Here is a 13,965-nt window from a genome sequence, read left to right on the forward strand (position 1 = left end):
CGATGGCCGATCTTGAAAGCCTGAAGTTTGGCACCGATAACCTGCTGCCGGTGGTGACCCAGGACGCCCGGACAGGCGCCGTACTGATGCAGGCCTTTGCTGACCGCGCAGCCATCGAGCGCACCCTGGCCACGCGTGAGGCCACGTACTACAGCCGATCGCGCCAGGAGCAGTGGGTCAAGGGCCAGACCAGCGGCCACACCCAGCGCGTGGTCAGCGTTCATCTGGACTGCGACGGGGACAGCGTGCTGTACCGCGTCGAGCAGACTGGTCCTGCGTGCCATACCGGAGCCTACAGCTGCTTTCATACTCCTCTGCTGGACACGGAAGTGCAGAGCAGTGGCCTGGACGGCACCCTGGAGCGCGTCTACGCAACCATCACCGAGCGGCTGGCGAGCCTGCCGGAAAACAGTTATGTTGCCCGGCTGCATGCCGGTGGCCTGGACCGCGTGCTGAAAAAAATCAGCGAGGAAAGCGGGGAAGTGCTGCTCGCCGCCAAGAATGCCGACCGCGCCGAACTGGCGACCGAGGTGGCCGATCTGCTGTTTCATACCCTGTTCGCCATGGCAGAGGTTGGCGTGTCTCCTGGCGATGTGGCGGCCGTACTTCAGGAACGAGAGGGCAGGACCGGGCTCAAAGGCCCTAAAGAGGCAGGTTGATCCGGGGAGTGCACAAAAGGCGCCGCTGACGTCGCACCGTACGTCCTTGTAGTTGTAGGCCAGAGACAACTGCGGCCTCTGCCTGATTCCAAAGCGTGAAGGCGAAATAAAGCTGTTGGGCGATCCAGAGTCGCCCAATCCGCTTAGCTCTGGGTGAACAAAGGGTGGGCCGGATGCCTGCCCCCATGTGCGGAGGTTTACCCATGAAACGAATTGCCCTGCTGTCTGCCACCTGTGCCCTGGCCCTTGCCGCGTGCACCAACGTTCTTACGTACTCCAAAGCCTCCATGGGCATGACTGCCTATGGCCTGGACGCTCAGGGTCAGCTGGTGATATTCGGAACTGACAACCCTACGAACAGCACCCGTCGCGTGGCGCTGAGTGGAATGGCCAGCGGGGAGATCCTGGTGGACATTGACGTCTTCAACCGTGACGGCATGCTGTATGCCCTGTCCGATAAGGGAACCCTGTACAGCGTCAACACCACGAGCGGAGTCCTGACCCGCAATGTAGGCCCGGCGGCGATGGGGACACCCACTGTAATCGACTTCAACCCCGCCGCTGAGCGTCTGCGCGTGTTCAGTGCTGGTGACCTGAACTTCCGCCTGACGCCCGCCACCGGAGGCCAGACGGACGGCACCGTCACCGCCGACGGCACGCTGGTGTATGCCGATGCCGGACGCGATCCGAACCTGGTGGCAGCGGCGTATACCAATTCCTTCCGTATGTTCAAGCCGACCACTGAGTTCACGCCGGCCACGACGCTGTTCTCCATCGACGCGGACACAGACATGCTGCTGCGCCACACCAACTCGGCTGCGCCTGCGCCTGCCGGGAATTTCAGTACCCTGAATTTGGTGGGACCGCTTGGCGTGGACGTCAGCGCGGGCCGGACCGGCTTTGATATCGCTGGCGAAACCAGCGCCCTGCTTTCTGTCAGCAACGGCACCAGCACGACGTTCTACACGCTTGACCTGGCCACCGGCCGCGCGACCACCAAGTCCACGCTGAACGCAGTCAGCCTCAAGGCCTTCGCGCTGGCATTGCCGACGCGTCCCTGAAGCTTGTTCTGAATGTAGGGTAATCAGAACTTCTGTCTACCAGTTAGGGCTCAGATCATCCGCCCACGCATCGCCGGTCGTCGCGTCACCTGACACCGGAAATGGGTGGTTGATCTGAGCCGCGCCAATCTGAGTGACGCTCTGGAATCGCGACCGTAAGGCCACCTGGATTGCCCATTTCCGCATCGCCGAGCGTCTTCTTCAGAGGTTGGCCGCATCTGGACGCTGCAGCCTTTGTCATTGGGAATGTCGCACCGGATTCAGGACGTCCCAACCACGACTGGACACAGTTTGACCCGCCCAGGACTGTCAACCATCTGCTGCGTCCCGGGGAGGACGAAGGCTGCATTCCGGACCTGACCTTCTGGCGCGACTATGTCCAGGGAGAGCGTGATCTGGCCCAGCCGATTCTGCTTTCGTCCTGGGCTATTTCACGCATCTGGTGAGCGACAACCTCTGGATGCCCTTCATTGGACGCCCAACCAAAGAGACCTTTGGCACTGAGGTTACCCACGACCGGCCCGGGACCTGGAGGTGAGTGAAGGACAACTGGTATGGGATGGATCACAAGTATCTCCGTGACCACCCTGGGAGCGCGTTTGCCCGCCATGTGGTCTGTGCCCGAAATCCTTCCTCTCCCCTGCCATTTCTGGACAGCGCAGCGCTTGCTCACCGCCTGGATGACCTTCGGGAGTTCTACTCCCAGCCGCGCAGCTTTGTTCTGGACCGCTCCTATCCCTACCTGAGCGAAGCCAGCATGGACCGTGAAGATTGTGCGCAGGCCACCCTGACCCTGGTCAGCCGCCTGAAGGCAGGAGCTTCCAGCCAGCCTCTCCCTGCACGTCCTGGACCTGCCGGGCACTTACGCCTTGCCCTGAACAGTCGTGCGGGCTTTAGGGATACACCTGTTCCCTCAAACACAGGACACGTGTCCGCTGGGGTAGAGCACGGCCCACAGGGGCCGCTTTTGCCCGTGCCCACGAAGCAGATGCGCCCCGGACGCAGCCGTCCGCACGGTAGGCTGGAATCTACACACTGCAGTGCCCGGAGGTGCGTCTCTTGCTTATTGCTCAGCTCAGCGATCCGCATGTCATGGCAGAACCGGACGACCAGGCCGCGCACGCCCTGCGGCGCGCTGTAAGCCACCTGCTGGAACTGCCGGTACTTCCCGATCTGGTCCTTATCACCGGCGACTGCACCGAGCACGGCGAGGTGGCTGAATACGAGACGTTCCGCACTCTGATTCAGCCGCTGCCGATGCCGGTGTATGTCGTGCCCGGCAATCACGACCAGCGGGCTGCCATGCTTTCGGCGCTGGGGCGGCCCGGCACGCTCGGCTTAGAAGGATTCATGCAGTACGTGGTGGAAGCCGGGCCGCTGCGCCTGATCGGCCTGGATACTCATCTGCCTGGTCAGGACGCCGGCGAATTGTGTGCTGCGCGTCTGGACTGGCTGGAGGACAGGCTCACTGAGGCGCCCGGGCGACCGTGCGTGATCTTCATGCATCATCCACCGGCCCGCAGTAGCCTGAACGTGATGGACGGCATCGGGCTCCGCGACCCGCAGGCCTTCGAGGCCCTTCTCGCCCGCCACTCCAACGTCGAGCGCGTGCTGACCGGCCACCTGCACATGGCCATGACCCGGCGCTGCGGCGGTACTTTGTTGATGACGGCCCCCGGCACCCAGCACACCTGGCTGCCGGACCTGGGACATCCGGAGCGGCTGTCCGTACAGTTGCAGGCCCCTGCCTGCCTGCTTCATTCCTGGACGCCTGACGCCGGACTGGTCAGCTTTACGAGCGTGATCGCGGACCGAACCTCCCCGATGCTCGACCTCCACGACGGGACGGCATGGCGCTCCTGATCCCGCCAGTCCCACACGCCACCAAAGCGGAGTGGCGAGCCTGGGCTCGCGAAGCACGCAGCTCGGTGCCGGATGCCTCTGCCACGCTGTGCGCGGCTCTGGCGAGCTTCCTGCGCGATCATGGGGTGCGGCGCGTGCTGGCCTACCGTGCCCTGCCGGGTGAACCTGACGTGTCCGCCCTGGCCACCGAGTTCGAGCTGCTGACCAGCCGGGCGCGCTTCCGCCCGGAACCCCATCTGACGCTGCACCCATGGGCCAGCGCCACCGAGCTCAGCCGTTTCGGGGCGCTGCAACCCCCGGCCGATGCACCTCGTGAGTCGCTCGGTACGGTGGACGCCGCGCTGCTTCCAGCGCTGGCTTTCGATGTACGCGGCGTCCGGCTGGGGTATGGAGGCGGCTTCTACGACCGGCTGTTACCGGGCTTCGGCGGGCTGGTGGTTGGCGTGGTGTGGTCAGCCCTGGTGGTGCCGCAGCTCCCGGCTGATCCTCACGACGTCCTGGCGGGCTTTCTGGCCACCGAAACCGGTGTCCGGCCTTCCCGGCCGTAGCCTGGATGGTGCTCCCGCTATGCTGCGGCGCATGAACATCGCAGAGCGCTACATCCGTCTGGCCCACGCCATTGACGCGCATGCCCCAGGATTTATTGACGGCTACGGAGGTCCGCAGGAGTGGGCTGACCGTGACCGGCGTGATCCGGGTCAGTTGCGTCGGGAGGCGGCTGATCTTGCTCGCCGCGTCGAGGATGTTCCTGAAGCGGACCGCCGCGCGTGGCTGACAGTGCAGGTCCGGGCCATGCAGACCATGACTCGCCTTCTGGACGGTGAGCAGCTGCGCTATTCCGACGAGGTCCGCGGCCTGTACGACATCGAGCCCAGGCGGGCCGACCACGCTGCCCTGGAAGCCAGTCTCCAAATCATGGAGGATGCCCTTCCGGGAACTGGACCGCTGGTGCACCGCAAGAATGCCCTGCGTGACCGGGTGACCGTGCCGCCCTCTGCCCTGCTCGACGTGACTGCGCCGATTCTGGCCGAGCTGCGGGAACGGACCCGCGCCCGTTTCGGGCTGCCCCAGGGTGAGGGCTTCAGCATCGGCCTGGTCAGCGGCAAGCCCTGGAGCGGCTACAACTGGCCGCTTGGAGGGCTGCAGAGCCGCATCGATATCAATACCGACCTGCCAGTGACCCTCACGGCCCTGCCGGACCTGATGGCCCACGAGGGCTATCCCGGGCATCACACCGAGCACAGCACCAAGGAAGCGCGGCTGGTGCGTGAGCGGGGCTGGCTGGAGCATCACATCCAGCTGATCAACGCTCCGGAATGTGTGGTGTCCGAGGGTGTGGCCATGAACGCCCTGGACGCCGTCATGAGCCGCGAAGAGCTTCATTCCTGGCTGACCGGGGAGCTGGCGGTCCGCGCCGGACTGGACCCGGACGATGTAGCGGCCATGCTGCGCGTGGCCGAGGCGCAGTCCAGCATGAAGGGCGTCTCGGGCGCGGCGGCCATGCTGCTGCATGAAGATGGCCGGCCTGAAGCCGAGGTGATCGAGTTCCTGAGCCGCTACAACGTGGTCAGCGAGGAGCATGCCCGGAAAAATCTGGAGTTCATCACGCAGCCAAACCTGCGCGCCTACATCTTTACCTACGCGGTGGGCAGTGATCTGGTGCGGGGCTTTATGGCCTCACACGGACAGGACGCCTTTGGCCGGTTGCTGACAGAGCCCCTGACGCCGGGCCAGCTGGAAATGCAGGTTCCGGTGGCCTGACGCTCTGCTCACCTGATGTCCGGCCCACCTGATGCCCGGCCCTGTGTCCAGCACTGTGTCCGGGCGTCAGGCTGAGGCGCGCTACACTCGCGGGCGTATGGCGCTTGACGTTGGCACGGTGCTTGCGGCCCGTTACGACCTGCTGGCTCTGCTCGGTGAGGGCGGCAGTGCCCGTGTGTTCCGTGCCCGCGATCAGGTGGTCGACCGCGAGGTGGCCGTCAAGGTCATGCACGAACACGTTCCGGACTCGGACCGTTCGCGGTTTCTGCGCGAGGTGCGCACGCTCGCCAAGCTCAACCATCCGGGTGTAGTGCCGGTCCTGGACCTGGGCGAGGATCCCGCCAGCGGTCGGCCATTTTTCACCATGCCGCTGATGACTGGAGGTCCCGTCACCTGCCTTGGTCCGCTGGAAGATGCTCCGGGGCCTCTGGCACGGTTTCTCACCGCCGCCGCCTTCAGCTCCCGGGCCCTGCATTTCGTGCATGGTCAGGGCATCACGCACCGCGACCTGACGCCCGGCAACGTGCTGCTGGACGGCACCGGCCTGCCCTGCATCATGGATTTCGGCCTGGTGGCCCTGTCGGAACACACCCGGCACCTGACCCGCAGTGGGGTCACTCTGGGCACCCCGGCCTACATGGCTCCGGAGCAGGCCCGTGGAATCGGGGTGGGGCCGCTGAGCGACCTGTACGCGCTTGGAGCGGTGCTGTACCGGGTGGCGTGTGGCAGCCCGCCTTTTGTGGGTGACAGTGACCAGAGCGTGCTTTACCAGCACGTCTACGAAAAGGTACCGGACCCGCGCGACGTCAATCCGGCCGTTCCTGACGCCATTGCGCGGGTGCTGCTGGCCCTGCTGGCCAAGAAACCCGACCAGCGCCCGGAAAATGGCGAGGCTCTGGCGCACCTGTGGGCTCTGGCCCGGCGCGACGTGTGGACCATGCACGCGCGCAGCCAGTACCGCGGCGGGCGGACCCGCACCGGAGAGCATCCCGACGGCCCGGCCCGCGCCGGACAGCTGCAGGAGGTCTGGAGTGTCCCGCTTCCGGGTGAGGTCACCTGGCCGGCCGCCGTAATGGGTGAGGCCGATCTGGTCACGGTCGGCACCCGGGGAGGGCAGCTGGTCCTGACCCACGCTTCTGGCCGGCCCTTTGCCACCTACGCCGCGCGGGATGAGGTCACGGCTCCTCCCACCTTTCAGAGTGGGCATGTGCTGTTCGGCGCCTGGGACGGGACCTTACGCCGGGTAGAACTGCAGAGCGGTGCCGAACTGTGGCGCTATCAGGCGCGCGCAGAGCTGACCGGCGCCCCGACCCTCTGGAACGGCCGGGTGCTGGCGGCCAGCCGCGACGGGCACCTGCATGCGCTGAATGCTCACAGCGGCGAGCTGCTGTGGGCCTACCGCGCAGACGGCCCGGTGGCCGCCAGTCCACTGGTGTGGGCCGGCGCCGCGCTGGTGTGCGATGAGAACGGCTGGCTGCACGCCCTGGATGCCCGCACCGGCGCTCCGCTGTGGAAGGTGCAGGTCGGCACTGTCCACGGCACGCCTGCGCTCCTGCCCACAGCGCCGGGGGAAGCGACCCTGGTGATCGCCACCTGGGAAGGCGAGGTTCACGCACTGGCCCTGACGGCAGCCGGGGGACGTGCGGCTCTGCGAGGCAGCGAACCCACCCTGTGGACCTACGACCTGGAAGACGAGGTCTGGGCTTCTCCCGCCCTGAGCGCGCAACCGGGAGAAGTTGGAGGCGTGGCCGTGCTGGCCGGCTGGGGCGGAACGGTTCGCGCCCTGAGACTGGTCGATGGAGAGGACCTGTGGGCCCGGACCCTGCGCGGACGGGTCACGGCCAGTCCGGTGATCAGCGCCGGACAGGTCTTCCTGGCTTCCGAGGAGGGCGAACTGACCGCGCTGGACGTACGTACGGGCGCAGTCCGCTGGGCACACCAGGAGCAGCACGGCGTGCAGGCCACGCCCCTGGCCGCGGACGGAACGCTGTACGTGGCGTTTATGAACGGAACCCTGCGTGCGTACCGGGATGTCGTTCCTGGTCATCCGGGCGAGGGTTCAACCAGTTCTTAGGCCGGCGCATTACACTGCACAGACAGGCCGGGGCGCCACGAGAGGCCCTTGCCCGATACGGAGGTCGGGTCTACATGCCGAATATTGGTGCAGGAGAACTGATGATGATTCTGCTGGTGGCCTTGGTGGTGTTTGGACCACGCAAGCTGCCAGAACTGGGCAAGAGCCTCGGCGCAGGACTGCGGGAATTCCGGCGGAGCACCCAGGGGCTGAAAGAAGAGCTGGAAGTCAGCTTTAAGGAGCCGCCGGCGCCGGACACGCCAACTCAGACCATTCATGCCACAGTGGACCCGCGCGCAGTCACGCCGGTGGTTCCAGCACAGGCCGTGATTCCCCAGCCGGCCGGTACGGGACAGGCCACCGTACAGCCGGAACCGGCTGACACACCCACCCGCTAACTGCTGACCAGGACGCCGTCCCTGCACCCCTGTGCTGAAAGTGGACGGCGTCTTGCCATGTCGCCGCGTACACTGGCCGCCGTGACTCTTGCAGGAAGATGCGCGCCCACGCGGCGCCTGGAACACTGATGCTGGCCCGGGTACGCAGTGTGGCTCTGATCGGCGTGGACGCCGTGCCGGTTGAGGTGGAAGTTGATGTCTCGCCAGGGCTGCCTGCTTTCACAGTGGTTGGCCTGCCCGATCAGGCGGTCAGTGAGGCGCGCGAGCGGGTACGCGCAGCGGTGCGCAATGCGGGGCTGCCATTTCCCGCAGCACGCATCACCGTGAACCTCGCTCCAGCGGACCTGCGTAAGGAAGGCCCGCTGTATGACCTGCCCATCGCCCTGGGCGTGCTGGCGGCGCAGGAACTGATTCCCGCGGACGCACTTGCTTCCCTGGTCGTGGCGGGTGAACTGGCGCTGGACGGCAGCCTGCGGCCCATTGCGGGGGCCGTGAATGTGGCGCTGCTGGCCGCCGAATTACAGCTCTCAGCCATGCTGCCGGCGGCCAGTACCCCGGAGGCGGCCCTGATCGACGGCGTGACGGTCTTTGGCGCCCGGACACTCTCGGAAGCGGCGGCTCACCTGAACGGCAGCGCTCCTCTGACTCCCGCTGAGCCCACCACACCGGGTGCGGACCATGACATCCTGCCGGATCTCGCCGACCTGAAAGGTCAGGTGGGGGCACGCCGCGCCCTGGAGGTCGCCGTGGCCGGTGGCCACAATCTGTTGCTGGTAGGGTCCCCAGGCAGCGGCAAAACCATGCTGGCACGCCGGGCTCCAGGCCTGCTGCCTCCTTTGACCCGCGCAGAAGCCCTGGAGGTGACGCGAATTCACTCGGCGGCCGGACTGCTGACCCGCCGGGGGACGCTGACCCTCACCCCTCCCTACCGTTCGCCGCACCACACTGTGTCGGACGCTGGCCTGATTGGCGGAGGAAGCGTGCCGCGCCCCGGGGAGGTCAGTCTGGCGCACCGCGGCGTGCTGTTTATGGACGAGTTCCCGGAGTTCAGCCGCAAGGCACTTGAAACGCTTCGCGAACCTCTCGAAGAGGGTCAGGTCGCCATCAGCCGCGCGCGGGCCAGTGTGCAGTACCCTGCCCGCTTTCAGCTGATCGCCGCGATGAATCCGTGTCCATGCGGGCATCAGGGAGACCCTGAACGGGCCTGTACCTGCACGCCCGCCGAGCGGGCACGCTACGCCGCGCGTCTGAGCGGGCCGCTGCTTGACCGGATCGACCTGCGGGTCACTGTTCCCCGCCTGACGGTAGACGAACTCACCCGGGCTCCCGAACCTGAATCATCTGCGCCAGTGCGGGAACGGGTGGCCGCCGCCCGTTCCCGCATGCTGGCCAGGCAGGGAAGCCGAAATGCCGACCTTGCCGGTCAGGCGCTGCGCCGCCACGCCGCCCTGACAGCTGGGGCCGACGGCTTTGCGCGTGCGGCAGCTGGCCATCTGGGACTGACCGGACGCGGTTACGACCGCTTGCTCCGGGTCGCGCGCACAGTCGCAGATCTTGCTGGCAGCGACGAGATCCGCGAAGCTCATGTAGCAGAGGCCGTGACGTTCCGGCCAGCACTTTCTGGCTGAAATTTCAGGTTCTGCTGTCGTCGCTCGCTGCTTCGTCACCCGTGCGGCCATCGTCGGTGCGGGCTGTGCCGTCGTCGGCGCCGCTGCGGCCAGCGTCAGTCAGCAGGCCGGCACCCACCACGGCTGCAGGAGCGCCGCTGGTGATTCCGCCGACGACGGCAGGAACCACCAGCCCGTCGTCACGTCGCCGTTCCTCGCCCTGGACTGGGGAATTCTCCAGATTGCCGCCCTCGCGCTCGATCTCTTCGACGCTCTTGCCCAGAGGTTGATCGCCGTACCGGTTAGAGGAGTCCGTCATGGGTGCAGTGTGCGTCTCTGCCCCTGCGCCCAGGTGAGCCCCGGGTGGGAAGCCCTTCATCACGCCGCGTACAGGGCGGCTTGCCCAGGCAGTAAGGAATCGCTCAGTGCGGTGGCCAGCAGCGAGTGGGTATGCTGGCAGGCAGTGAGGAGTGAAACCCATGACAGAACCTGCCCCTGATCGGGCCGCGGCGGCCCTCAAGACCATTGGTATGGAGGAACGGCCGGTCGCCAGCCTGGAACGCGAGGACGCACTGTTCGTGCTGACCGAAGGAACGCTTCTGTATCAGGACGGTGCGGGTACCCGGCGCGTGACCCTGCGCGACCTGACCCGGATTCACAGCGACCAGGAAGGCCTGCTGCGGGTGGAGACACCCGCAGGCACGGCCCTGACTGCCAGTTTGCTGGGCTTCGAACCCTCGAAAGTTCAGGGCTTTTTTGCCCAGGTACGCGACGCCACGGCGCGGGTCAAGCAGCTGCCGCCCTCGCCCCTGCCTACAGCGGTACCGACCGCCAAAACGTTCGCCAGCGTTCCGGCCACGCCTGTCTCCCGCCTGACGCCGAGCAGCCCGCCCGCCGGTGCCACGGACACTTCGCCACTGCCCAGTCCAGCCAGCGACGCCGACCGCAACCCACCCCCCCGTCCCCAAGAGGCACGTCCCCAAGAGGCGCGCGCCCGGGAGGACGGCACCTCGTCTCCGGCCTTCGTCCCGGAATCCACCAGCCGGTCCACTTCCGTAATGTCCACGCCTACGGCCCCGGTGCAGCCGGTCGCGGCACCTGCTCCCGACCCATCCAGGCGCACCGAGCGGGTGGTGATCACCTCGTCCGGCTTCTCCCCGGCGACCAAGCGCGCCGAAGCCAGGCCGGAACTGAAGACAGAACCGCGCCAGACTGAAGGCCAGCAACGGTCAGCTGTCAGTGACCCTGTTCCTGGTGACGCTCTTGCCGCTGAGCCGCTCTCCAGCCCAGCCTTCGCGGAAACCACCGTGGATTCGGCCCCCAGGTCAGCAGCCGCAACACCGACCCTGAGCGCCCAGGCCGAGGCCGTCACCGGTCTCGCCGGCCGGTTGCGCTTTCTGGGCGTAGTGCTGTTCATTGGGGCCGTGCTGCTCGCGGGCTTCCAGTTCGTGGGAGGCCAGCGCCTTGAAGGTCTGTGGACCCTGCTGGCTGGCGGAGTAGGCACCGTCACGCTCACGGTGCTGTCCGAAGCGGTGCGCCTGCTTGCCGCTATGGGTCTACACCTGGAACGAAACAGCCTGAACGATCAGTCCGTGGGTCCGGAACCCAGGCCCCTGGATGTCCGCTGAGATGCTGGGTCCCGAAGCCCGGGCGGCGCGGGACCTGATTGTCGAAGCAGTGCGGATTCGTTCGCTGTCTGGTGAAGAGCAGCAGGTGGCCACCTTCCTGACCGGCTGGATGTCCAGCCATGGATTCAAGGCCCGCATCGATGAGGCTGGTAATGCGGTTGGTGAGCGTGGCGATGGGCCTCTGACGGTGGCGCTGCTGGGGCACATGGACACCGTCCCTGGAGACCTGCCGGTGTTTGTCGATGAGGCCGGAGTGCTGCATGGACGCGGCAGTGTGGACGCCAAGGGCCCACTGTGTGCCTTTATGTCGGCCGTGGCGGCGCTGCCGGAAGAAGCTCTGCGCTCGGCACGCTTCGTGGTCATCGGGGCCACCGAGGAGGAAGCGCCCAGCAGCCGCGGCGCCCGGCACATCCGCACCGTGCTGCAGCCGGATCTGGTGCTGATTGGAGAACCCAGCAGCTGGACCGGGCTGACCCTGGGGTACAAGGGACGGCTGGTTGCGCGGGTCACGGTCATCAAGGACAACTTTCACACGGCCGGCGAAGGCACCAGCGCTGCTGATGACCTGGCTGAGGCCTGGTTCCGGGTGCGCGCGTGGGCAGCCAGCCGGATTGACGCCAGTGGAGTCTTCGACGCTGTTCAGGCAACCATCCAGGGTCTGGACGCTTCGACCGACGGGGTCCAGCAGCATGCCCGGGCCACCCTGGGCTTCCGTCTGCCGCCGGCCCTATCACCGGCCGAGGCCGAGACCGAAATTCTGAGCCTGCTGGGTGACCTGCCTGGGCTGAGCGTGGTATTTACCGGCCACGAGATTGCCGTGCGCTATCCCAAGGACAATGTGCTGACCCGCGCCATGCGTGTGGCCATTCGCAGTCAGGGCGGCACACCGGTCTTCAAGGTCAAGACCGGAACCAGTGACATGAACGTAGTGGCTGAGCACTGGCCGGTCCCGACCCTGGCGTATGGCCCAGGGGACAGCGGCCTGGACCACACCCCGGAGGAGCGGCTTGACCTGCAGGAGTACGGCCGCTCGGTGGCGGTACTGACCGACGCGCTGACCCGGCTTGCCCTGAGTGCCCCAGGGAACTGAAGCATGGATCCAGTAACCATTCTGCTGCTTTTGTTTGTTGTGGCTCTGGTCCTGTTTGCCACCGAATTGCTGCCGATTGACGTCACGGCGCTGGGCCTGCTTTCGTCACTGCTGCTGCTTGGTCTGATCGAGCCCAAGGCAGCTTTTGCTGGGTTCGGCAGTGAAACGGTCCTGACCCTGGCCTCGCTGTTCATTCTGACGCGGGTGCTGCTACGCGCAGGCGTAATCGAGTGGGTCGGAACAGCGATTGCCATGCGCTCCAAAAATCCGACCGCCACCCTGAGGACCATGCTGAGTGCGGTTGCAGGTGTCAGCGCCTTTACCAGCAACACAGCCACGACCGCTGTCTTTCTGCCGGTGGTGGCAGGTGTTTCACGGCGGGCGGGCATTGCCACCAGCCGGGCGTTGATGCCCCTGGCCTTTTCCAGCATCCTGGGCGGCACCATCACGGTGATCGGAACCAGCACGAACCTGGTGGTATCGGGCGCCCTGCCGGCCATCGGGGAGAGGTCCCTGGGCTTTTTTGAACTGGCCTGGGTCGGCCTGCCTGTTGCCCTGGTGGGCCTGCTCTATCTGTTTTTTGTGGCTCCGCGCCTGCTTCCCGCGCGCGACGCCCACCTTGAGGAGTCGCTGCGGGAATATCTCGCAGATCTGACCGTGGCGCCCGGCAGTGCGCTGTCTGGCCAGACCCTGCGTGAGTCGGGGCTGGGACGCGATCACGGTCTCACAGTAGTCGCCGTGCGCCGCGGCGACGAGACCGTGTATGCCCCCCGCCCCGACTTTGAAGTTCAGGAAGGAGATACCCTCGCCGTCGAGGGCGCGACCGAGCGCATTCTGGCCGGCAAAAACACCCTGGGGATTGTCAGCCGCAGTGAAGAAAAGCTGCAGGCCCTGACGGGTGAGAGTGGCGAGGTTCGTCTGGTCGAGGCCGTGGTCATGCCCGGTTCACCTCTGCTGGGGCGCACGCTGCGCGAGTCGCGCTTTCGCGAACGCTACGGCCTGTCCGTGCTGGCCCTGCACCGGCGTGACAAGAATTTCGAGCGGCTGGGCCGCCTGCGCATCCGGGTCGGCGACGTGATGCTGATTCAGGGGCAGGCCGAGCGGGTCAATGCCCTGGGTGACCATCTGGTTGTCCTGGGCGATCTGACAGAGCGCCAGAGTAATTCCAGGCGCGCTCCTGCCGCCATGCTGCTCTTTGGATCCGCAGTGCTGCTGGGTGGTCTGGGTGTGGTCCCGCTGTCCGTAGCGGTGGTGGTGGCCGTGGCCCTGAGTCTGATGTTGCGGCTGATTTCTCCGGAAGAGGCCTACGGGGCAGTGGAATGGCCGATCATCGTGCTGGTCGCCTGCATGCTGGCCTTTGGCTCGGCCTTCGAGGCCACCGGCGCAGCCAAAGTCCTGACCGGAGCAATGTCGGGAATCCTGGAGCCACTGGGACCCTACGGCCTGCTGGCGGCACTGTTCGCCGTGACTGTCGCACTGACCCAGCCGATGAGCAATCAGGCTGCGGCTCTGGTGATGCTCCCGCTTGCCATCGGTACGGCCAAAACGCTGGGCTACGATCCCAGGCCGTTTATCATCGGTATTACGGTGGCAGCCAGCAACTCGTTTATTACACCGCTGGAACCGTCCTGCATGCTGGTTTACGGTCCGGGACGGTACACCTTCATGGACTTTGTAAAGGTCGGCTCCGGACTCACCGTGGTGACCTTTGTGGTGGCCATGCTGGTCATTCCCCGCGTCTGGCCGTTCTGACCTGACCCACCGAAGCCTGAATATCCGGAGCGGGAGGTGCCCAGCATGCCAGGGGCCTCCCGCTCCTGCTGG

Annotated in this window: 13 protein-coding genes; 12 read left to right on the forward strand and 1 reads right to left on the reverse strand. The window is 66.0% G+C overall.

What is annotated here, in order from left to right:
• The first annotated feature begins 2 nt into the window (after positions 1–2).
• The 9 genes from hisIE to DEIDE_RS10340 all read left to right on the forward strand — a co-directional run bounded on the left by hisIE (position 3) and on the right by DEIDE_RS10340 (position 9,444).
• Entirely contained in the window at positions 3–659 is a 657-nt protein-coding gene (gene hisIE / locus DEIDE_RS10300; protein WP_041227568.1) for a bifunctional phosphoribosyl-AMP cyclohydrolase/phosphoribosyl-ATP diphosphatase HisIE, read from the forward strand.
• A gap of 203 nt (positions 660–862) precedes the next feature.
• On the forward strand, positions 863–1,720 hold the full coding sequence (locus tag DEIDE_RS10305) for a DUF4394 domain-containing protein (protein WP_012693895.1): 858 nt from the start codon (positions 863–865) through the stop codon (positions 1,718–1,720).
• 170 nt (positions 1,721–1,890) lie between these two features.
• Positions 1,891–2,166, forward strand: a complete 276-nt coding sequence (locus DEIDE_RS10310) for a hypothetical protein (RefSeq protein ID WP_041227224.1) — start codon at positions 1,891–1,893, stop codon at positions 2,164–2,166.
• A gap of 604 nt (positions 2,167–2,770) precedes the next feature.
• A complete protein-coding gene (locus tag DEIDE_RS10315) occupies positions 2,771–3,583 on the forward strand; it encodes a phosphodiesterase (RefSeq protein ID WP_162485447.1) in 813 nt (270 codons plus the stop codon).
• Complete coding sequence (locus DEIDE_RS10320; protein WP_012693897.1) at positions 3,571–4,131, forward strand: 5-formyltetrahydrofolate cyclo-ligase; 561 nt, start codon at positions 3,571–3,573, stop codon at positions 4,129–4,131. The genes DEIDE_RS10315 and DEIDE_RS10320 overlap by 13 nt, the downstream gene beginning before the upstream one ends.
• Positions 4,132–4,162: 31 nt before the next feature.
• A complete protein-coding gene (locus DEIDE_RS10325; protein WP_162485448.1) occupies positions 4,163–5,344 on the forward strand; it encodes a hypothetical protein in 1,182 nt (393 codons plus the stop codon).
• Between the two features lie 97 nt (positions 5,345–5,441).
• Entirely contained in the window at positions 5,442–7,418 is a 1,977-nt protein-coding gene (locus tag DEIDE_RS10330) for a serine/threonine-protein kinase (protein WP_012693899.1), read from the forward strand.
• Between the two features lie 74 nt (positions 7,419–7,492).
• Positions 7,493–7,816, forward strand: a complete 324-nt coding sequence (locus DEIDE_RS10335; protein WP_049760467.1) for a Sec-independent protein translocase subunit TatA/TatB — start codon at positions 7,493–7,495, stop codon at positions 7,814–7,816.
• A 98-nt stretch (positions 7,817–7,914) separates the two neighbouring features.
• A complete protein-coding gene (locus tag DEIDE_RS10340) occupies positions 7,915–9,444 on the forward strand; it encodes a YifB family Mg chelatase-like AAA ATPase (RefSeq protein ID WP_242402904.1) in 1,530 nt (509 codons plus the stop codon).
• 4 nt (positions 9,445–9,448) lie between these two features.
• Here DEIDE_RS10340 and DEIDE_RS10345 read toward each other — a convergent pair whose 3' ends face one another.
• The gene (locus tag DEIDE_RS10345; RefSeq protein ID WP_012693902.1) at positions 9,449–9,742 is read right to left on the reverse strand and encodes a hypothetical protein; all 294 of its coding nucleotides are present in this window, start codon (positions 9,740–9,742) and stop codon (positions 9,449–9,451) included.
• A gap of 160 nt (positions 9,743–9,902) precedes the next feature.
• Between DEIDE_RS10345 and DEIDE_RS10350 the strand changes: the two genes are divergently transcribed.
• From DEIDE_RS10350 to DEIDE_RS10360, 3 genes are read left to right on the forward strand one after another with little or no spacing between them, the layout of a single operon-like run.
• Positions 9,903–11,051: a hypothetical protein gene (locus DEIDE_RS10350; protein ID WP_012693903.1), complete on the forward strand. Its 1,149-nt coding sequence runs from the start codon at positions 9,903–9,905 to the stop codon at positions 11,049–11,051.
• Position 11,052: 1 nt separating this feature from the next.
• Positions 11,053–12,141, forward strand: coding sequence for a [LysW]-lysine hydrolase (locus DEIDE_RS10355; RefSeq protein ID WP_162485449.1), 1,089 nt, complete (start codon positions 11,053–11,055; stop codon positions 12,139–12,141).
• 3 nt (positions 12,142–12,144) lie between these two features.
• Complete coding sequence (locus DEIDE_RS10360) at positions 12,145–13,893, forward strand: SLC13 family permease (protein ID WP_012693905.1); 1,749 nt, start codon at positions 12,145–12,147, stop codon at positions 13,891–13,893.
• Positions 13,894–13,965: the final 72 nt, after the last annotated feature.

The organism is Deinococcus deserti VCD115 (assembly GCF_000020685.1).
GTDB classification, from domain to species: domain Bacteria; phylum Deinococcota; class Deinococci; order Deinococcales; family Deinococcaceae; genus Deinococcus; species Deinococcus deserti.